The 21,441-nt window shown below is 35.9% G+C and carries 20 protein-coding genes and 1 riboswitch; of the genes, 6 read left to right on the top strand and 14 right to left on the bottom strand.

All coding sequences use genetic code 11. The annotated features are described in order from the left end of the window. Positions 1–38: 38 nt before the first annotated feature. Positions 39–145: riboswitch (SAM riboswitch) on the bottom strand. Between the two features lie 187 nt (positions 146–332). Further along, positions 333–2,948, top strand: coding sequence for an MGH1-like glycoside hydrolase domain-containing protein (locus LF886_RS22405; RefSeq protein ID WP_236851884.1), 2,616 nt, complete (start codon positions 333–335; stop codon positions 2,946–2,948). 62 nt (positions 2,949–3,010) lie between these two features. On the opposite strand, the gene LF886_RS22410 is transcribed toward LF886_RS22405, so the two are convergent. From LF886_RS22410 to LF886_RS22445, 8 genes are all read right to left on the bottom strand, one after another. Further along, entirely contained in the window at positions 3,011–3,430 is a 420-nt protein-coding gene (locus tag LF886_RS22410) for an OsmC family protein (RefSeq protein WP_236851885.1), read from the bottom strand. 24 nt (positions 3,431–3,454) lie between these two features. Further along, positions 3,455–4,777 carry a DUF58 domain-containing protein gene (locus LF886_RS22415; RefSeq protein WP_236851886.1) on the bottom strand — a complete coding sequence of 441 codons (1,323 nt, stop codon included), beginning with the start codon at positions 4,775–4,777 and terminating at the stop codon, positions 3,455–3,457. Between the two features lie 67 nt (positions 4,778–4,844). Beyond that, positions 4,845–5,195 (bottom strand): four helix bundle protein, encoded by a 351-nt coding sequence (locus LF886_RS22420; RefSeq protein WP_236851887.1) that lies wholly within the window; start codon positions 5,193–5,195, stop codon positions 4,845–4,847. An 84-nt stretch (positions 5,196–5,279) separates the two neighbouring features. Beyond that, entirely contained in the window at positions 5,280–6,311 is a 1,032-nt protein-coding gene (locus LF886_RS22425; RefSeq protein WP_236851888.1) for an AAA family ATPase, read from the bottom strand. A 117-nt stretch (positions 6,312–6,428) separates the two neighbouring features. After that, positions 6,429–7,586, bottom strand: coding sequence for a DUF4350 domain-containing protein (locus LF886_RS22430; protein WP_236851889.1), 1,158 nt, complete (start codon positions 7,584–7,586; stop codon positions 6,429–6,431). Between the two features lie 11 nt (positions 7,587–7,597). Beyond that, complete coding sequence (locus LF886_RS22435; protein ID WP_236851890.1) at positions 7,598–8,389, bottom strand: DUF4129 domain-containing protein; 792 nt, start codon at positions 8,387–8,389, stop codon at positions 7,598–7,600. Continuing rightward, positions 8,382–9,344 carry a DUF4013 domain-containing protein gene (locus LF886_RS22440; protein WP_236851891.1) on the bottom strand — a complete coding sequence of 321 codons (963 nt, stop codon included), beginning with the start codon at positions 9,342–9,344 and terminating at the stop codon, positions 8,382–8,384. The genes LF886_RS22435 and LF886_RS22440 overlap by 8 nt, the downstream gene beginning before the upstream one ends. After that, entirely contained in the window at positions 9,328–10,317 is a 990-nt protein-coding gene (locus LF886_RS22445) for a stage II sporulation protein M (RefSeq protein ID WP_124532120.1), read from the bottom strand. Before LF886_RS22445 ends, LF886_RS22440 begins: the two co-directional genes overlap by 17 nt. Positions 10,318–10,345: 28 nt before the next feature. Between LF886_RS22445 and LF886_RS22450 the strand changes: the two genes are divergently transcribed. Then, a complete protein-coding gene (locus LF886_RS22450; RefSeq protein ID WP_236851892.1) occupies positions 10,346–11,095 on the top strand; it encodes an RDD family protein in 750 nt (249 codons plus the stop codon). 147 nt (positions 11,096–11,242) lie between these two features. Continuing rightward, entirely contained in the window at positions 11,243–11,533 is a 291-nt protein-coding gene (locus tag LF886_RS22455; protein ID WP_236851893.1) for a GNAT family N-acetyltransferase, read from the top strand. On the opposite strand, the gene LF886_RS22460 is transcribed toward LF886_RS22455, so the two are convergent. The 5 genes from LF886_RS22460 to smpB all read right to left on the bottom strand — a co-directional run bounded on the left by LF886_RS22460 (position 11,522) and on the right by smpB (position 16,276). Then, complete coding sequence (locus tag LF886_RS22460) at positions 11,522–12,493, bottom strand: glycosyltransferase family protein (protein ID WP_236851894.1); 972 nt, start codon at positions 12,491–12,493, stop codon at positions 11,522–11,524. The genes LF886_RS22455 and LF886_RS22460 overlap by 12 nt on opposite strands. Continuing rightward, positions 12,494–13,318, bottom strand: coding sequence for a UDP-2,3-diacylglucosamine diphosphatase (locus tag LF886_RS22465; RefSeq protein WP_124532128.1), 825 nt, complete (start codon positions 13,316–13,318; stop codon positions 12,494–12,496). A 57-nt stretch (positions 13,319–13,375) separates the two neighbouring features. Continuing rightward, positions 13,376–14,116, bottom strand: a complete 741-nt coding sequence (locus LF886_RS22470; protein ID WP_103233564.1) for a YebC/PmpR family DNA-binding transcriptional regulator — start codon at positions 14,114–14,116, stop codon at positions 13,376–13,378. Between the two features lie 94 nt (positions 14,117–14,210). Then, on the bottom strand, positions 14,211–15,740 hold the full coding sequence (locus tag LF886_RS22475; protein WP_236851895.1) for an OmpA family protein: 1,530 nt from the start codon (positions 15,738–15,740) through the stop codon (positions 14,211–14,213). A gap of 77 nt (positions 15,741–15,817) precedes the next feature. Further along, positions 15,818–16,276: an SsrA-binding protein SmpB gene (smpB, locus tag LF886_RS22480; RefSeq protein WP_034694839.1), complete on the bottom strand. Its 459-nt coding sequence runs from the start codon at positions 16,274–16,276 to the stop codon at positions 15,818–15,820. A 121-nt stretch (positions 16,277–16,397) separates the two neighbouring features. Between smpB and LF886_RS22485 the strand changes: the two genes are divergently transcribed. Then, positions 16,398–18,020, top strand: a complete 1,623-nt coding sequence (locus tag LF886_RS22485) for an ABC-F family ATP-binding cassette domain-containing protein (RefSeq protein WP_236851896.1) — start codon at positions 16,398–16,400, stop codon at positions 18,018–18,020. Between the two features lie 80 nt (positions 18,021–18,100). On the opposite strand, the gene LF886_RS22490 is transcribed toward LF886_RS22485, so the two are convergent. Beyond that, positions 18,101–18,913, bottom strand: a complete 813-nt coding sequence (locus LF886_RS22490) for a M48 family metalloprotease (RefSeq protein WP_124532136.1) — start codon at positions 18,911–18,913, stop codon at positions 18,101–18,103. 109 nt (positions 18,914–19,022) lie between these two features. Here LF886_RS22490 and recJ point away from each other — a divergent pair, with 109 nt between their 5' ends. After that, positions 19,023–20,735: a single-stranded-DNA-specific exonuclease RecJ gene (gene recJ, locus LF886_RS22495; protein WP_236851897.1), complete on the top strand. Its 1,713-nt coding sequence runs from the start codon at positions 19,023–19,025 to the stop codon at positions 20,733–20,735. Positions 20,736–20,774: 39 nt separating this feature from the next. Beyond that, the gene (nadD, locus tag LF886_RS22500; RefSeq protein ID WP_236851898.1) at positions 20,775–21,359 is read left to right on the top strand and encodes a nicotinate (nicotinamide) nucleotide adenylyltransferase; all 585 of its coding nucleotides are present in this window, start codon (positions 20,775–20,777) and stop codon (positions 21,357–21,359) included. Positions 21,360–21,441: the final 82 nt, after the last annotated feature.

A 21,441-nucleotide genomic window follows, 5' to 3' on the forward strand; every position in this document is an offset into this window, starting at 1 on the left:
TGAAAATGCCACAGGAAATGGCTGAAAAGAACTTCAGTAAGTTATCTGTCCAAAATAAATTGGTAGAACGTAGCACCTTCTTTGCTTGCACAAAGGGTTGCTAAGGTTTCATAGGGTCTAATCCCTCAACCTTTCTTGATAACATTTTCAATATTTAAATGAACGAATGATGCAAAGGTAGTTCTTTTCTTTTAATTTCAAAAAAAATTATTTTAATATTTAAAACAGCCCTTAAATACAAGTATTTCAAGGCTATATTAATAATTATTCAGATGAAAAAAATTGGAATTACTTCTCAAAAAAACTAACTTCGTATTGAAAAATGATGAAATATGACCGTTGAAAAAGAAAGATTACAAGATACTAAATGGAAAAACTGGGGACCTTATGTAAGCAACCGCCAGTGGGGAAATGTACGTGAAGATTACAGCCCGAATGGGAATGCATGGAATTTTACCAATCATCATAATGCCGAAAGCTATGCTTACCGCTGGGGAGAAGAAGGGATCGCCGGGATTTCTGATGTAAAGCAGATTTTCTGTTTTGCTTTTTCTTTCTGGAACAGGAAAGATAAAATGGTAAAAGAACGATTCTTTGGATTGAGCAATCCTCAGGGAAATCATGGTGAAGACATCAAAGAAATATTTTATTATCTGGACAATACGCCTACCCACAGCTATATGAAGATGGTGTATAAATACCCAATTAATGAATTTCCTTACGATGATCTTGTTACAGAAAACGGAAAACGCAGTAAAAAGGAACCGGAGTATGAGATTTTCGACACTGGAATTTTTGATAATGACGAATATTTCGATATTTTCATTGAATACTGTAAAGGCGATCACAACGATATCCTAGCAAGAGTCACCGTTTGTAATCGAAGCCAGCATGAGGCTCCTATTCTGGTAGCTCCTACGGTATGGTTCAGAAATAACTGGAAATGGGGATACAATACTTATAAAGGAGAGATCAATGCTTCTCATGACGGAAGTATTAATATTGGTCATGACAGTATATCAATCAAAAAGCTGTATTCCCGAAATACAAATGCAAAAAGTGTATTTTGTGATAACGAAACGAATACTTCCAAACTTTACGGAGCTCCCAAAGCAGAGAATGCTTATTTCAAAGATGGAATCAATGATTTTATTATTCATCAGGGAAATACCGTAAATCCTGAAAAAAAAGGAACAAAAGCTTCTTTTCTAATTGATGAGCTTATCGGTGCAGGAGAATCAAAAGTCTTTGAATTCAGATTGTGTCCTGACGAAACGGATGAACCTTTTAACAGTTTCGATCATATTTTCAATACCCGACAAGCTGAAGCTGAAGAGTTTTATAACGAAATTCAGAATGATACTGTAAATGAAGATGAAAGAAATGTTCAGAGACAAGCATTTGCCGGGCTTCTCTGGAATAAACAGTTCTATCATTACAATATAGGAAAATGGCTGAAAGGTGATCCTAATTTTGAAGCGCCAAGAAATTTCAATGAGTATGTAAGAAATACAGAATGGAATCATCTCCACAATAAGGATATTATTTCCATGCCTGATAAATGGGAGTATCCATGGTATGCCACCTGGGATCTGGCATTTCACTGTGTTCCTTTTTCAATCATCGATGCAGAATTTGCCAAGGGACAACTTTTACTATTGACCAAAGAATGGTATATGCATCCTAACGGACAGCTTCCTGCTTATGAATGGAACATGAGCGATGTGAACCCACCTGTACATGCGTGGTCATGCTTCCGTGTTTTTAAGATTGATGAAAAAAATAATGGCAAGCCGGATCTGCTATTCTTAGAGAAGGTTTTCCAGAAGTTGTTGCTCAATTTCACATGGTGGGTTAACAGAAAGGATAAAAACGGTAAAAATATTTTTGGAGGCGGCTTCCTTGGTCTTGATAACATTGGAGCTTTTGACCGGAACATGGAATTAAAAGATGGTCAGCATCTTGAGCAGGCAGACGGAACAAGCTGGATGGCAATGTATGCATTGAATATGATGCGTATTGCGATGGAACTTGCCCAATATTATCAGGTGTATGAAGATATGGCGATCAAGTTTTTCGAACATTATCTTTATATCGCTGAGGCTATGGAAAATCTGGGTGAAGGAACGAAAGGTTTGTGGAATGAAGAGGACGGATTTTTCTATGATGTATTGCAGCTAGGAAACGGAGACAGTGTTTCTTTGAAATTAAGAAGTATTGTCGGATTAATTCCTTTATTCGCAGTGGAAATTGTTGATCACAGGCTGTTGGAAAAGATGCCCAATTTCAAAACCAGAATGGAATGGATTCTTAAAAATAAACCGGAACTCACCAAGCTTGTTTCTCATTGGGATGAAGAGGGGCAAGGCAGAAAGCACCTGATGAGTATTTTACGTAAAAACAGGTTAACGAAAGTTCTTACCAGAATGCTTGATGAAAAAGAGTTTCTAAGTTCTTACGGAATCCGTGCGATGTCTAAAGTGTATGAAGAAAATCCTTTTGTATTCTCTGTGCATGGAGCCGAAAATATGGTATACTATACTCCTGCAGAAAGCGACAGCCGAATGTTTGGAGGAAACAGCAACTGGCGCGGGCCTATTTGGTTTCCTATTAATTTCCTGATTGTGGAGAGCTTGCAGCGTTTCCATTATTATTATGGAAATAGTCTGAAAGTAGAGCTTCCAACGGGAAGCGGAGATAAAAGAAACCTTGATGAAGTAGCTCAAAACATCAGCAAAAGACTTTGTTCTATATTTTTAAAGGATGAACACGGACAGCGTGCTTTCAATGGAGGCAATCCGAAGTTCAATTATGATGAACATTTCAGAGATTATATTACCTTCTTTGAATATTTTCATGGAGATAACGGGCGCGGAGTAGGTGCTTCTCATCAGACAGGATGGACAGCTACTGTAGCGAAACTAATAAAACCAAGACTTACCTTTTAATCGGTAATGAGTAATAAAAAGCCGGATGAGTCATCCGGCTTTTTCTATTTTTAAATAAGAGATTATATTTTTTCTCCGTTCACGTAGACTTCGTATCCGATTTCTACATTCGGTTCTAATGTTTTTGATACGGAACAGTATTTTTCAAAAGAAAGTTCTGCAGCTTTCAGTGCTTTTTTAGGATCAATTTCTCCTTCTAAAAGGAACTTAACGTTAATGGATTTAAAAGGTTTTGCATCTTCTACCTGTACTCTCTCTCCTTCTACCTCTGCCTGGAAACTTTTGATGTTCTGGCGCTGCTTCTTCAAAATAGAAACTACATCAATTCCGCTGCAGCCTGCCACAGCCATCAGTACACTTTCCATTGGAGAAACTCCTTTTGCTCCCGGCTGGGAAGTATTATCCAAAAGGATAGAATTTCCCTGAGCATTTGTACATTCAAATAAAAAATCGTCGTTTATTCTGTTAAGTGTTATCTTCATTGTTGCTTATTGCTTGATACAAAGTTATAAAATTCCTCTCGCTTTTATCTCCAAATATTTATTGATAACATCGATATTCAAATTTTCCGGAAGCGTATATACTGTATAAATTCCATATTTGCGGAGTTCCTGAATGATCAGTTTCTTTTCAAATTCAAATTTTTCAGCAACGATCTCATCATATATTCCCTGCATATTCTCAGGATTTTTGTTGATCAACGTCTGCAGTTCTGAATTTTTGAAAAATACCACTACCAACAAATGGTTTTTAGCGATTCCCCGAAGATATTTCAACTGACGGTTGAGTCCGTCTAATGTTTCAAAGTTCGTAAAAAGTAAAATTAAACTTCTTTGGTTAATGGAATATTTTACATCCTGATACAAACGGTTGAAGTCACTTTCGAAGAAATCTGTTTTAATATTATAAAGTGCTTCAGATATTTTTTTCAATTGTCCGGATTTGTTATCGGCGGCAATTTTATTTTCTGCTTTTTTGGAAAAAGTCATCATCCCGGCTCTATCTCCTTTTCTCAAAATAATATGAGACAATGCCATCGTTGCATTGATGGAATAATCCAGTAAGCTTAAACCATTGAAAGGCATTTTCATGGTTCGTCCTTTATCAATCAGCATAAAAATACGCTGTGATTTTTCATCCTGAAACTGGTTTACCATCAGACGGTTCGTCTTAGACGTTGCTTTCCAGTTGATCGTTCTGATATCATCTCCGGGTACATATTCTTTGATCTGTTCAAATTCCATGGTGTGTCCCAGCTTTCTGACTCTTTTGATTCCTCCCAATAAAAATTCACTCTGAATGGCCATCAATTCATATTTTCTGAGATGAATAAAAGACGGATAAGCAGGCAGCATAGCATCTTTATGGAAAGTAAACCTCTTCGAAATCAACCCAAGCGGTGAAGATGCATAAATATTCAACCCTCCGAAATGATATTCGCCTCTCTCTTTAGGTTCTAATGAATATTGAAAGAAAGTATTCGCTCCGGAAGTAATCTTCTTTTCAATCAAAAAATCTCTTTTCTGAAACTGAAACGGAATTTCATCAATAATTTTAGTAGCTATTGGAAAGCTGTAATTATTTTTAATATCAATTTTCACAAAGTTCTCATCTCCGTTGGACAGTTTTTCCGGCAATATCCTTTGAACCTGTAATGCATTTTTTTGGTTAAAAAGCAACAGAAAATCTACCATTGCGGCCAGAAAGCAGATCAAGAGTGCGGTATGGGCTGCCCACATCAGCACCGGAAAGAAAAATGCCAGGACATACAGAATCCCCACTCCGATGAGTGTAAAAAAGAAACGTGTATTGATGTATAAGTTTTTCATTGATTAGGTTGCAGGTTGCAGATGAAAGGTTTTAGGTGGACGTTCATTAGCTTTTTCACTATCATTACTATTGTAGGGAATTAATGAGTCCCTTCAACATTTTGGATATTTCTATAATCTTTCCATTTAATTTTAAATACTCATTTTCATTTAAAAATTTGAGATTTTTTGAGATAATTAATTGTGTTTCTACTTCTGCACAACTGCCTCTTGATATTTTTAAAAATTGCAGATAATCAGGTTTACTTCTTCTCGAATTTCCCTCTGCAATATTGGAGGGTATAGAAACAGCCGCCCTCCTTATTTGTGATATTAATCCGTAGATTTCGGTTTTGGGAAAAGTTTCAGTAATCCTATACATTTCAGTAACAAAATCAATAGACTTCTGCCAAACTAAAAGCTCTTTAAAATTTGCCATATGTAATATTTTGTACTTTAATTAAATTAGGTACTCCATCAACTGCTACCTGCCTCCTATTATCTACTACCCATTAACTACTCCCTATCTCGGTATTTCTATTCCTTCTAAAATCTGACGGATAATTTCGTCTGCGGTAAGACCTTCCATTTCTCTTTCGGGAGATACAATTACTCTGTGTCTTAAAACAGCGTAGCTTGCTTCTTTAATGTCTTCAGGAGTCACAAAATCTCTGCCTCTTAGCGCTGCAAATGCTTTTGATGCGGTAAGAAGTGCCAGTGAAGCTCTTGGCGAAGCTCCCAGATATAAGAATTGGTTTTCTCTGGTATTGATGATAATTTTAGCGATGTATTCTATCAGCTGAGCTTCCACAATGATTTCTTTTACCAGATGCTGATAACTTTTTAGTTGTTCTGCCGTGATGACACGGTTTACCCCTTCTGTTTTATCTTCTTTTTTGCTTTCATGCTGATTTCTAATGATTGCAATTTCCTGTTCAAGATTAGGATACCCTACATTGATTTTGAATAAAAACCTGTCCAGCTGGGCTTCCGGAAGTCTATATGTTCCCTCGTGTTCTATGGGGTTTTGAGTAGCTATAACAATGAAAGGCTCTTCCAAAACATACCGTGTCCCGTCCATGGTGATCTGTCTTTCTTCCATGACTTCAAATAATGCAGACTGGGTTTTTGCCGGCGATCTGTTGATCTCGTCAATTAGTATGAAGTTGGAAAAGATAGGACCTTTTTTAAATTCAAATTCTGAGTTTTTCACATTGAAGATAGATGTTCCCAGGATATCAGAAGGCATCAGATCCGGCGTAAACTGGATTCTGCTGAAACCAACGTCAATTGTCTTAGCCAGTAATTTTGCTGTAATGGTTTTGGCTACTCCGGGAACTCCTTCAATAAGAACGTGCCCGTTTGAAAGTAATGCTGCCAAAAGATGTTCTATCATCTTCTCCTGTCCTACAATTACTTTTCCTATCTCAGATTTTACTTTCTCTAAACTCGTACGAAGTTCTATCATATCGATTCTCGACTGAAACTGTTCTTCCTGTTTATTAAGGTTTATAGAACTTTGGTTTTCTATATTCTGGTTATCAAGATTTTCCATAATAAAATGTAATTTACCAATCTAACACTGTATCAATCTAACAATTATATTCTTCTTTGGAATAGTCATTATGATCATTGGTCAGCTGTCATATTGTTATATTATTATATAGTTATATTATTTAAGTATTTCATCAAGGAGTTTATTGATCCTTGCAAGATCTTCCTTCATTACGCTGGCGTAAGGATCCTGAGCTTTTTTGATAAGCGTTATCGCTTCATTAATCATTTCCATCGTTTTACCCGTTTTCAGATGCAGTTTTTTTGCAAATTCTTCATCCAGATTCTGGGTATCTATCAACAGATCCATTCTCACTTTATTCAGAAAATACTGAGCTTTCTTCGCCATCATATCATGAAAATCACCTTCCTGAAGATAAAGATTTCCAATGCTTTTCACAAAATCCAGAGAAGTATTTCTCAACGGCTCTTCTACAGGCACTATTCTCTGTTTTCTCTTTGCATTAAAGAAAATGAAGAGAACGAGACCTCCCAAAAATACCCACCATGCATACTTTAAAGCCGGATTCGACAATACAAATCTCATAAAGAAACGTGACGTTGTACTTTTGCTAGCTACAAACCAAAGCGTTTCCCTATCCTGAAGATATGAAAATACATCCTGTGCATATTTTATGTTCCCAGGTTTAAGAAGATAATAATTGGTGAGAAAAAGAGGTTCTGTATGAGCATAGATATACCCTTTTCCGAATTTCACTTTGATAAAGTTAGCCTGATCTGTGTTCTTTTTTTCTACAGTCTTCCCCAGCACTTCAACATTGGGTTTTATAAATGAGAATCCTCTGCCTGATGGAAATTTGTCAAGTTTAACAAAATCGTTCTGGTATTTTTTGTCGGTAAGTTTCAGGGCATTTTCCTCTTCAAAAGAGATTTCCGAATCATAATATCCGATACTGTCTGAGATTTCTTTGGGCATACGGCTTGCCATCAAAAACGCATCTGATCCCTCAGATACCTGAGTCAGGATTTTTTTCCACGACTCTCCGTCAAGGTTATTTTCGATAACAACAATATTGTGAGCACCTTTTTTATGCTGGCTGTAATATTCATAAGGAACCTGCTCAATCTTTTTCAGGTTATTTTTAAAAAGATATTTCGCTTCATTATTAAAAACAAACAGGCCAAACGGCGACTTTTCATTGATATCAAAATTCTTACGCCAGTCTGTCGTTTCTTTTTTGTTAACTTCAAGCAATGCCAAAACAATCATCACAATGATGAAAATTACAGCATATGTTTTGAAAGTTTTATTCATGGTTATGGTTATTAAGGTTTAAAGGCCTGATACTGATTTTTAAATTTCTGATAACTCTGCTCTTCAATATTGAATTCCCCATACCAGACATAATCGAAAATATAAGACAGATTGGAGAAATCACTTTTCAGATGAGGAGCTTTTAACTCTGCGGCATAATCCTTATTTGTTTTTTCCGGATTCCAGTTGATCAGTTTTTTATCACTCAGTTTTTTAAGGATAAACAAGAATTGATAACGAACTGCTGAACGGTAATCTCTGGCATTTTCAAATTTCGCAATACTGTCAGGAAAATTTATTTCATGGATATTCTCATGCAATTCTTCTACATTGATGTTTAGTTTCTTATTCTTTTTACCAAAAATAAAATTACCATCTTTTCCCATGATATATTTAATGATAAAATAAAGCAGAAAACCTACCAGAATAATGGCAAACAGCCGGATAAGAACTCCCGTAAATTCTGCAGACTTGGTCAATGCTGTTTCTCCAAAAATCCCCTGTATAATCTGATTGAGTTTTCGCATCAGCTTTTGCCAGAAAGACTCTCTTGGCTTTGATACAGAATAGTCAAATTCATTTCCTTTATATCTTGATGGAATATTTTCTTTGAATGTTTTAGGATAAGCAGTATTTTCTGATACCGGATTTTTCATCAGAACAGAATCTGCACGCAGCATATTTCTATAATGTCCGGTTGTATATAATGAATCTACCACATCATCGGCAATAGGATTATCGTCCTGAGCATACACCAACCCAAGAGAGAAAAAAAACAGTAAGAAAAAAAGAATTCTATTCATTGATTCCAATAGTATCTATTTCTGCAAGTTCTACTTTCTGATGAAGATCTGTTCTGCTGTCATAATACATCAGCCCTGCATTCACATACATCAGGTTTGAGAGGAAAAATGAAAGCAGCATTGAAATCCCATAGAATACAAGAAACACAATTCCTAAAGTACCTGTAAAAGGATTTTGTTCAAAATTCCCGTCTGGTGTTGACGTGAGAAGCGATCCATAAAAGAACATCATTGGAATAAAAGTGAAGATGGATGTTGCAATGTAAATAATAATAAACATGACGAATGCAGCTCCCCAATATTTCCAGTACGGAGACTTCTCATTGCCGTTTGGGTAGGAGAACTGTGAACGCAAAGCATAGCTCAAACTTCCCCAAAAACCTCTGTCCGAATTAAAATAATCATACATCAGAAATGTCGTAAAATTAAATATCGTAGGGTAAAGAAGCAGGATCAGAAATAATCCGATAATAATAAAAATCAGGATATAAGAAAAACCTACAACAACCAAAATTATTGGGGTGACAATAAAGATCATTCCAAGGCACAGCTTGGCTATTCTTCCTGCATTGCTCTTAAAATCACTCAGAATTTCATCCGCTTTTATCTTTTCTGCTCCTTGTGCTATTCTTTTTAAATAAAAAACCGGGTACAGATAATTCACAATCATCAGGATCATGAAAAGTAGGAAAGTCAATAATCCCACCGTGATCAGCATTCCTGCATTATCTGAAAAATATTGTTCAAAATAATACGTTTCACCCCCAAGATTGGATCCGAATATCTGGGAAAAAAGTTCCTTATATCCAAAAATCATAACGGCTGTCATTAAGATCAAAAGCAAGCCATTGATTAAAATATAGTTTTTGAAGTAATTCTTTCCGTATAATTTGAAAAAATTAAAACTATCGCTGATAAAGCTCCCGAAGTCTCTCTTTTTATAAAATTGTATCATGGATGTGTTTATTAGTTTTTTTATTGACAATAGATGGATATACAAAATAATAAAATCCTACAATTGCCAGTGAACCGAAAATAATAATCAGGTTCAGAATCAAAGGCATCTTTAATGCATGCCTTGTAACATAACCTTCTATAATCCCTGCACAAATAGTAAAAGGAATGGTGCTTAAAAATATTTTAAATGAATCTTTAAATCCTTTTTTAAAAGAATTAAACCTTGAAAATGTTCTCGGAAATAAAATAGAAGCACCCAGAATCAATCCGCACATCGCTTCCACCACCATGGCAAAAATTTCAAAAACTCCGTGAAGCCATATTCCTCTCGCACTGTCTTTCAATGCGCCATAATCATAGAAAAAATATTGGAAAGCTCCCAGCATCACACTGTTGGAAAGCAGTGCAAACAATGTTCCCACGCCTCCGGCAATCCCATAGATATATAATTTTGCCCCTACCTGAATATTATTGAAAATAATTCCGATTGTACTCCCCCAGGTTGAGCCGCTTTCATACACGGCAACAGCATTTCCTTTCTTGATATTTTCTATCGTTTCATTAACATAGGATTCCCCATTGGGTATTGCAACGGCTAAGAAACTTTTATCATAAATTGCAGAAAGCACCCCTATTGAAGTAAACAAAAAGAAAAAAAGAAAGGCGTACATCAGATACCTCCGGTACTGATACATCAGCAATGGAACTTCTGTCTTGAAAAAATAGATCAGTCTGTTCTCCTCTACCCTTTTGGTCTTATAAATCTTCTGAAAAATCTGAGAAGACAAATGGTTCAGGTAAACAGTCGTATTACTTTTTGGGTAATAGGTCTGGGCAAAAGAAAGATCATTGATCAGGTTAATATACAACGAAGACAGGTCATCTGGATTTTTTTTAATTTTCCCTTGAATAACCTGTTCTATTCCCAACCATTTTTCTTTATTTTGTTTAATGAAATAAACTTCTCTCATAATTGTTAAGGCTAAAATAATAAAAAATATGTCTCAAATTGCGATAAATACCTCACAAAATGTAAATATTAATTTTAATATTGCAGGCGTAGGAGAAAGGATGCTTGCCTTCATTATTGATCTTCTGATCAGGATCGCTTATGTAGTGATCATTCTGTATTTATTCTTCAACATTTTTGATTTGGGATATATACTGGATGGTCTTGACGAATGGTCTATAAGAGCTGTATATCTTATCCTTACGTTTCCTATTTACATTTATCCTCTGGTTATGGAAAGTTTAATGGAAGGCCAGACTCCGGGTAAAAAGCTGATGAAAATCAAAGTGGTAAAGATTGACGGTTATCAAGCAAGTTTTTCTGATTATATGATCCGCTGGGTTTTCAGAATTGTGGATGTTTCATTCGCCGGAGTGATCGGTCTTATCTCTATGATTGTCTCTAAAAATAATCAACGTTTGGGCGATATGGCCTCCGGGACGGCTGTCATTTCCCTTAAAAATAACATCAATATTTCTCATACGATTTTAGAGAATATCCGCGAAGATTATGTTCCCTCTTTTCCACAGGTCATCGCTTTGAGTGATAATGACATGAGGATCATCAAAGATAATTATACCAAAGCTTTGAAAGCAGACGACCGCCAGATCATCAACAAACTGTCTGATAAAATTAAAAGTATTCTAAAACTGGAAATAGATTCTACTAAAATGACGGAAAGGCAGTTTATCAATGTTGTTATTAAAGATTATAACTACTATACGGGAAAAGATAATTAGTAAGGGCATCAGCGATTTTCGCTTTCCAAGTGAATCGTCAATTGAAAAACCTGAAAAAATTGATAGTGAAGTGGGCTCACCGTTCACAATCACTCCTACCAAAAGGTCGGTTTAATTTTTGTATATTTAATTATAAAGTTCTGAATCATGAAATTTGAAAACAATAAATCCGGAAACGGCGGAGTTCTTACTCTAAATAACGATACAAAAGAAGTTGGCAGACTTACCTATACCATTTTCCCTGAAGATCATAAATTTATTATTTCTTTTGTATTGGTACACCCGGAATTTGAGGGCAAAGGAATGGGAAAATATTTAGTAGAGGAAGCTATCAAATTTGCCAGAGAAAACAACTGGAAAGTGTATCCGCACTGTTCTTATGCAAGATCTGTGATGATGAGAATGAATGATGTGGAAGATATATTTTTAAAGAATTAAGACTTCATTCAATAGGATATCTTCAATATCATCCGGGTAATCTACCTTAAGATGATGATCGGAAGCTACCCATTCCATAATTTCCTGAAGATTTAAAACCTTAGAATTGGGTATTCCCATTTTGTCAAGGGCACATGCATTACATTCCTGTTCATATTGATTATGAATCGGAATCACGAACAGTTTTTTATCCATAAACAAAGCTTCTGCAGGAGCTTCAAAACCAGCATTACACAAGATTCCTTCACAGCCTTCAAAGTATTTCAGATATTGGCTTTCATCAATAGGAAATACTTCTACATTTTTCACCTTCACCTGTACTTTGCTGTATTTTGAAAATACTTTCCATTCAACAGGAATTTTTCTTAAAACCTTGATGATATTTTCATCTGCAAAACTAGGAAGATAAACAAGGTAATATCCCTGCTTATAAGGATTAAGATTTCTGATTTTTCTTCTGATGACAGGTTTTTTGATCTGTGGATGATAGTTCTCAAAATGAAATCCGATTTTTCTTTCACTGGGAACGTAGTATTTTAAAATCATCTCTCCCAGAAAATCTTTTTTCTTGGGCTTAGGAGTCTCCGGAAAGCTCATTGATGCCTGATGGCTAAGCTCTATCATCGGCAGCTTTTTCAGTTTGGAAGCCCAGCCCGTCAACGGTTCATAATCATTAATGATTAAATCGTACTGTGATAGCTCCAATTCTCTGATTATTTTGGCAGCTTCAAGAAACTTATTTTCGGTAAACGTTTTTCGGTAGGATAAACCTCCTGTTTTGTTATAAAGAAGGGAAATACCCTTATATTGGAAATTAATGTCGAAATCAGCCTTTAATTGTGACTGGTGCCCGCTGATCAATGTATCAACAGATGCGTGTTTTTTGAGAAGAGGAATAATTTCCTGTGCTCTGGCAACATGCCCGTTCCCAGTCCCCTGGAATGTATACAAAATCTTCATTTAGGAAAAATTGGTTACAATTTTCAGAAGAGCAGAATTATCCATCTCCTGGATTTCTTCTACTTCATCATCTTTCAGCAAGTGTTTATGTTCATCATAATAAAAAATTTTCCATTCTTTATCATGGTATTCTAAGGCAGACAGGTTTTCAATCCAGTCCCCCGAATTCAAATAAGTGCAGGATCCTTTTTTGTTGACAACCTCACGAATCTGTGGTTGGTGGATATGCCCGCAAACAACATAGTCATACTGATTGTCGATAGCAAGCTCAGAAGCTGTAAGCTCAAAATCTCCGATATATTTCACCGCTTTTTTCACATTGTTCTTGATTTTTTTTGAAAATGAATATTTTTCTTTACCCATTTTTTCTAAGAACCAATTTACAACATTATTGATAACAATTAAGAGATCGTAACCTTTTCCGCCAAGTTTGGCAATCCACTTTGAATGCTGGACGGATGCATCGAAAACATCACCATGAAAAATCCAGGTTTTTTTCTGATCGATATTCAGACAGATTTTATTACAGACTTTAAGCTTTCCAAGTTCAAAATCCGTGAACTTACGGAACATTTCATCATGATTGCCTGTAATGTAATAGACATCTGTATTCTTAGTGGCCAATGAAAGAATCTTTCTGATCACTTTCAAATGAGGTTTAGGGAAGTAAGACTTTTTAAACTGCCAGATATCAATAATATCACCGTTTAAAACTAAAGTTTTGGGCTGGATAGAATTGAGATATCTCAACAGTTCTTTAGCCTTACATCCATAAGTTCCCAAATGAACATCCGATATAACAACTAATTCAACGTTTCTTTTCATAGTTTTGTACAAAGAAACTAATTGAAAATTAACTGTATATGAATGCTATATTATTTTTTACAAAGAGTCCATTAGCTCTTCCGTGATTTCCATATTGTGGTAGACGTTCTGAACGTCATCGTCCTCCTCGAAACGCTCAAGCATTTTCATATTAGCTTTGAACTGTTCTGCATTCACCTCTTTTGTATTATTTGGAATTCTTTGAAGTTCTGCGCTCTTCGCTTCAATTCCAAGTTCATCTAATTTGTGAGATAAAGAACCGAAATCTTCAAAAGCCGTTGTAATCATTACTTCATCTTCATCTTTTTCCACATCTTCTGCTCCTCCATCAATCATTTCCATTTCAAAGTCATCCCAATCCATTTTGATCTGAGCCAAATCAAGGGTAAAAATTCCTTTTCTGTCAAAGATAAATGCCAGTTCACCATTCTTACCAAGGTTACCATCAAACTTATTGAAAACGGCTCTTACGTTCGCTACAGTTCTTGTTGTGTTGTTTGTAGTACATTCTACAAAAAAAGCAACACCTCCCTGTCCGTAACCTTCGTAAGTAATTTCTTCATAGTTTTCAGCATCAGCACCACTTGCTTTCTTGATTGCTCTTTCTACATTGTCCTTAGGCATATTAGCCCCTTTGGCATTCTGGATACATCTTCTCAGTGCCGGATTAGCTTCCGGATCTGTTCCTCCTGCTTTTACAGCCAAAGCGATATCCTTTCCTATTTTAGAGAATGTTTTGGCCATTTTATCCCATCTGGCCATTTTAGAAGCTTTTCTATATTCAAATGCTCTTCCCATTTTAATTTTTAAATTTCCAACAAAATTAATCAAAAGTCAACAAAAAAAAATACCTCCAAAAAAATTGGAGGTATTCATTATTTAGAAAAATTAATTATTTTTTCTTTTTAGCTGGAGCTTTTTTAGCCGTCGCCTTTTTAGCTGGAGCTTTTTTAGCACCTTTCTTAACAGCTTTTTTAGCTGGTTTAGCTACAGTTAAGTCATTTTTCTTGTAAGTATCCCACTCAGCACCTGAGATCGCTCTTACGATAACTTTTCTGTCTTGTTGTCTTTCAGCATCAGATGCAGTTGCAGGAATTTTAGCTTCCTGAGAACCGATACCAATAGATTTCAATGTTGCAGGGTTTACACCTCTAGCTTCTAAAGCACCTACTACAGAAGCAGCTCTTTCTTTAGAAAGTTTCAAGTTGTAAGCAGCAGCACCTTTAGCATCTGTCATACCTACTACTACGAAGTTTTCAACATCAGCTTCTTTGATAATCTTAGCTGCACTGTCTAATTTTTCGTTAGACTGAGGTCTGATTGTAGCTTTGTTGAAATCAAATAAGATATCTTTCAATTGTTCAGTAACTACAACAGCAGTTGGTTTCTTAGGAGCTGGACATCCGTTGTATTCAGGAAGACCTGGAACAGTAGGACAAGCATCATCTTTATCTAAGATACCATCACCGTCAGTATCTGGCCAAGGACAACCGTTGTTTTCAGCAGGACCTGCTACTGTAGGACAAGCGTCATCTTTGTCGATTACACCATCACCGTCAGTATCTGGCCAAGGGCATCCGTTGTTTTCAACTGGACCAGCCACTTCTGGACATTGGTCGTCTTTATCTGGAACTCCGTCACCGTCAGTATCAGGACATCCTTGGAATTCTGGTAAACCTGGAGTATCAGGACAAAGGTCATCTTTGTCTAGGATACCATCCTTATCTCTATCTCTGTTTCCGAATCTGAATAAGATGGAAGCAGAAGCTTGCCAGAAGTTAGCAACTGTAGAGTGGTCACCTGGAGTTGATACGTAATCTCCTTGAACACCAAGACCGAAGTTCTTAGTTACCCAGAAGTTAGCACCAGCACCTGTAGCTACAGCAAAGTGGTTAGCTCTACCATTCTCGTTACCATCTTTACCGTTGTTAACTGTTTCAATTGGATTACCGTTAGCATCAACAGCCGTTCTTGGGAAAGTAAGTGCTGTATAATCATGTCTTAAATAATTAGCACCAACTCTTAAATATGGATCAAACCAAGATTCTTCGTTCCATAAAAGACCTGCAGCGTGAGCCTGTAAACCAAGACCTGTCATTAGGAAAAATTCTTTCCCCATGTTGAATCTTTTGTTTTCAACATTTCCAACAGAAGTCTGCCAGTCAATTACTAAACCTTTACCAATGTTTCTAGCAACTGTTAGCTTAGACAGTGGAGGTGTAATAGAAAAATTGTTCACATTGAACATATTTTTCGTCAAATTGTTAGCAGAGAACGTATTACTAAAAGTACCTCTTGCTGCTATATGGTTTTCAGCATGAGCACCAACTCCGATTAACCACGGATTGTTGGTAGTCTGTGCGAAAACAGTAGAGGCAACAGTAAGCGCCAATGCTGAAATTCCTAATTTTAGATTTTTCATAGAATTAAATGATTAAATAATTGATAATGCAAAATAAATATAATTTTTCTTTATATACAAAGTTTTTCAAATGATTTTTAACTTTTCTTTAATATTCTGTCCAGGTTTCGTTTGTTTTCTCTATCTTTAATTGCCTCTCTTTTATCGAAAAGCTTTTTCCCTCTTCCCAGCGCTATCAGCACCTTTGCTTTACCCCTGTCTGTGATATATAATTTTAAAGGTATAATAGTGTTCCCAGCATCCTTTAACTTTTTTTCAAGTTTTTGCAATTCTTTTTTGTGCAAGAGCAATTTCCGTTCCCTTTTTGTTTTATGATTGTAAAAAGTTCCCAATTTATACTCGTCAATCATCATGTTAATGATGTATAACTCCCCATCAATAAACTGACAGAACGATTCTGTGATAGATGCTTTGGATGAACGTAAAGATTTTATTTCGGTACCCGTCAAAACCATTCCTGCTTCATACTCTTCAAGAATTTCATATTCAAAGCGGGCTCTTTTATTTAATATACTGACTGTTTTCTCAATCTTCATCATTTTAAAATTTCGTTAATGAAATATATAAAAAATACCATACATTTAAAAACTTGACTATTATATTATTACAAAATACCCAAATTCTTTTCGTATTTTTGCGCCAAATTTACAAAACTATATGTTAACAGTATCTAACTTATCTTTACAATTCGGGAAAAGAGTACTTTTTGACGAGGTAAATATTATGTTTACCAAAGGAAACTGCTACGGGATCATCGGAGCAAACGGTGCGGGAAAGTCTACATTCCTTAAAATATTAACAGGAAAGCAGGATCCAACAACAGGAAATGTATCTCTGGAGCCAGGGAAAAGAATGTCAGTTTTGGAGCAGGATCACTTTGCTTTTGATCAGTATACTGTTCTTGAAGCAGTTTTAAGAGGTAACAAAAAATTATTCGAGATAAAAGAGGAAATGGATGCGCTTTATGCGAAAGAAGATTTCTCTGATGAAGACGGAATTAAAGCGGGAGAACTAGGTGTGATCTATGATGAAATGGGTGGATGGAACTCTGAATCTGATGCGCAAACGATGCTTTCAAACGTAAGAATTAAAGACGACATGCATTATCAGATGATGAGCGAACTGGAGAATAAGGACAAAGTAAAGGTTCTTTTGGCTCAGGCGCTTTTCGGAAATCCTGATGTATTGATCTTGGATGAACCTACGAATGACCTTGATATTGACACCATTTCTTGGTTAGAAGATTTCTTGGCTGATTATGAAAATACCGTAATCGTTGTATCTCACGACCGTCACTTCCTTGATACGGTTTGTACGCACATTGGAGATTTAGATTATGCTAAACTTAATCTTTACACAGGTAACTACTCTTTCTGGTATCAGGCTTCTCAATTAGCAACAAGACAAAGAGCTCAAGCTAACAAAAAAGCGGAAGAAAAGAAGAAGGAACTTCAGGATTTCATCGCGAGATTTAGTTCTAACGTTGCAAAAGCTAAACAGGCTACTGCAAGAAAGAAAATGATCGACAAATTAAATATCGATGACATTAAGCCATCTTCAAGAAGGTATCCTGCAATTATTTTCGAAATGGAAAGAGAAGTGGGAGATCAGATTTTAGATGTAAAAGGTCTTGAAAAAACAAAAGACGGGGAATTATTATTCTCAAATATCGATCTTAATCTTAAAAAGGGTGATAAAGTAGCTATACTTTCTAAAAACTCTTTGGCGATCACAGAATTTTTTGAAATTCTAGCAGGAAATGTTGAAGCAGACAAAGGAAATGTTGCTTGGGGAGTTACTACTAACCAATCTCACATGCCTTTAGACAACACAAGTTTCTTCCAGGAAGATCTTAGCTTAGTTGATTGGTTAAGACAATTTACTAAAAATGACGAAGAGCGTCACGAAGAATTCATGAGAGGATTCTTAGGAAGAATGCTTTTCTCTGGTGATGAAGCTTTAAAATCTTGTAAAGTACTTTCAGGAGGTGAAAAAATGAGATGTATGTTCAGCAGAATGATGCTTCAGAAAGCAAACGTTCTTTTATTAGATGAGCCTACTAACCACTTAGACCTTGAAAGTATTACTACTTTGAACAACTCACTGTCAAACTTCAAAGGAAATCTTCTATTGGCATCTCATGACCACGAAATGCTTTCAACAGTCTGTAACAGAATCATTGAGTTGACTCCAAACGGAATCATCGACAGAGAAATGACCTACGATGAATATCTTGCTGATAAAAAGGTGAAAGAAATAAGAGAAAAAATGTATTCTTAATCTGAATATCATTAAATCTATATAAAAATACCTCAAAGCAATGCTTTGAGGTATTTTCGTTTAAACAATAAATAAAATAATTATTTCGTCAATTTTGCAGTAGGTAAAGAAACTGTCCCGGGATCTTTCCATAACCCTTCTTTTTCAGCTTTCTTTTTAATAGATTCTGCCCTTTTATTACTATCCGGGTGAGAATTGAACATTTTCTCAAAATTAGTTTGTGTACTTCCTTCTGAAAGTAAAGCCAATTTTTTGAAAGCCGTATAAGCTCCTACTACATCATATTTATTAGCCTTCATAAAGTCGTATGAATAGGTATCTGCTTCAGATTCCTGTTTTTTACTGTGTGAAGCATCTAGAAATGCATTAGCCATTTTCCCTACCTGGCTCTCATTAAGGGTAGCTACAGCAGAAGAAGCTGATGATGCTGCATCTAAAGCCGCTGCTTTAAGATAAGCCGATTTCATCGCATCTTTTGTATCCTGATTTTTAACGTGCCCGATTTCGTGTCCAATAACTGCCAGCAATTCATTGTCTGTCATAATATCCATCAGAGAAGAGAATACACGTACACTTCCGTCTGCACAGGCGAAAGCATTGATATCTTTCACTTTATAAACTTTATAATTCAAATTAAGACCGTCCTGAGATTTGTGTTTTCCAAACAGTTTGTTCAGTCTCACAGTGTACGGATCTTTAGGTCCTGCTACGGCATTATTTTTATCCATCCAGTCTACTGATTCTTTGGATAATTTAACCGCATCTTCGTTCGTAAATGTTAAAGCTTTTGCACCATTTGAAACCATTCCGGCTGCTTTTCCGAGGTTAATTTTTTGTGCATTGATCGAATACATTGCCCCCAATAACATAAGGCATACAGTAATTTTTTTCATATTTATTAAAAATTTGGAGCACGAAGGTAACCTTTTTTTAACAATTATTAAGTTGAAACTTAGTTCGAGATCATTTCAGAATGCTGTTTTTTTTCCTTATTTTTGTGAAATGAGTCAAAAATGGATTTATAAGCCCGAACCCGATGAGGAAGTTGTGGACGGACTAAGTTCGTCACTTGGTTTTGGTACTTTTGAATCTAAACTTCTCGTTTTAAGAGGAATTGACAACTATCAAAAGGCCAGAGAATTTTTTAAACCGAACCTTAACGATATACACAATCCATTTTTAATGGCAGATATGCAAAAAGCTGTAGAGCGTATTGCAACTGCGATTGAAAATGGTGAAAAAATACTGGTATATGGTGACTATGATGTGGACGGAACCACAGCGGTTGCTCTAATGTACCTATATCTCAGCAAAATTGTTGAGAAAAAATATTTAGACTATTATATTCCGGACAGAAATTCTGAAGGATATGGAATTTCCACAGAAGGGATTGATTTTGCCAAAGAAAATGGCTTCTCATTAATTATTGCTCTGGACTGTGGAATCAAAGCACTCGATATGATCAGCTATGCCAGCAGTCTGGATATTGATTTTATTATCTGTGACCACCACCTTCCGGGTGAAGAAATTCCCAATGCTGTAGCGGTACTTGACCCTAAAAGAAGTGACTGCCGATATCCATTCAAGGAACTTTCAGGATGTGGTGTAGGCTTTAAACTTTGCCAGGGACTTAATACCATTTATAAATTACCGGAAGCGGAATTATTTGAACTGACAGATCTTCTGGCCATTTCAATTGCTGCAGATATTGTTTCTATGACGGGAGAAAACAGAGTATTGGCTAAGATGGGATTAAAAACGCTTAGGAAAACCAGAAATCTTGGATTAAGATTACTGATTCCTGAGGACAAGCTTTCTCATTTTGAAATTTCCAATATTGTTTTTGAAATCGCTCCTAAAATCAACGCTGCGGGACGAATATCTCAAGGTAAAGCAGCAGTAGAACTGATGGTTTCTGATAATCTGAAGCATGCGAATCAGATTGTAAGTGACATCATGGATCTTAATGATGAAAGGCGCGAATTGGATATGAATTCTACTCTTTCTGCTCTGAATCAGATTATAGAGTCTCAGCAGGAAAGCAAAAATACCACTATTGTTTATCATCCGGAATGGAATAAAGGAGTGATTGGTATTGTAGCTTCGCGGCTTATTGAAACCTATTATAAACCTACGCTGGTATTCACAGATGGAAATAATGGAGAAATGGTAGCTTCTGCAAGATCTGTTTCTGATTTTGATGTCCATGAAGCGTTAGATATATGCTCCGAATACTTCCTTAAATTTGGTGGACATCATGCAGCTGCCGGACTTTCGATGGAGAAGGATAAATTTGAAGCTTTCAAAGAAAAGTTCGAGAGAATTGTCTCTGAAAAAATCAAAGAACATCAGAAAGAGCCTTCTATTACGATTGATACTGAAATCATAATTGACGAAATTAACAGAGAGTTTATCAATTTCCATAGGAAACTGGCTCCCTTCGGTCCTCATAATATGAAACCTATTTTTACATTAACTGATCAGAAGCTTTCAGGGTATGTAAAAACAATGGGAAAAGATAACAATCACCTGAAATTTTATATCAAACAGGAATCTACAGGACGTAATATTGAATGTGTTGGTTTCAAGCTTGGACAATTTGTTGAAGATTTTAAAAACAAAAGCTTTGACCTGGCGTTTACCCTGGAAGAAAACCACTGGAAAGGCAATGTGACTCATTATCTTAATATCAAAGACGTAAAATTCAGGGAGTAAGAAACTACTGCCTCTTACCTATTATCTGCTACTTAATAAATGAAAAAAATCGGTTTATTTTTCGGATCATTCAATCCTATTCATATCGGACACCTTATTCTGGCTAATTATATTCTGGAAAACTCTGATATGGAGGAATTATGGTTTGTAGTAAGCCCACAAAATCCTTTTAAAGACAAAAAATCTTTACTGAATGACCACAACAGACTTGATATGGTACAGCTTGCAGTAAAGAACTATCCTAATATGAGAGCTTCCAACGTAGAATTTTCACTTCCGAAGCCTAGTTATACCATTGATACTCTGACGTATCTCCATGAGAAATATCCGGATTATTCCTTTAGCCTGATTATGGGAGAAGATAATCTGAAGAGCCTTCACAAATGGAAAAATTCTGATGTTCTGATCAAGAATCATCATATCATTGTTTATCCCAGAGTATTTGATGGAGAAAAGAAAGATTCTGAATATTTACAGCATGAGAATATCTCTCTGATAAAAGCTCCGGTAATAGAACTTTCTGCGACAGAAATCCGCAATATGATCAAAGACAACAAAAATGTGAGACCTATGCTACCTCCTGAAGTGTTTGAATATTTGGATGGTAGTAATTTTTATAAGTAATTTTGCAAATCAGAAATTTGAGGGTAGAAACCAGAAGTGAGAGAATGACTCTTACCTTTCAACGCCCAACTCATCGCTAAAG

It is taken from the genome of Chryseobacterium sp. MEBOG07 (genome assembly GCF_021869745.1).
Lineage (GTDB): Bacteria > Bacteroidota > Bacteroidia > Flavobacteriales > Weeksellaceae > Chryseobacterium > Chryseobacterium viscerum.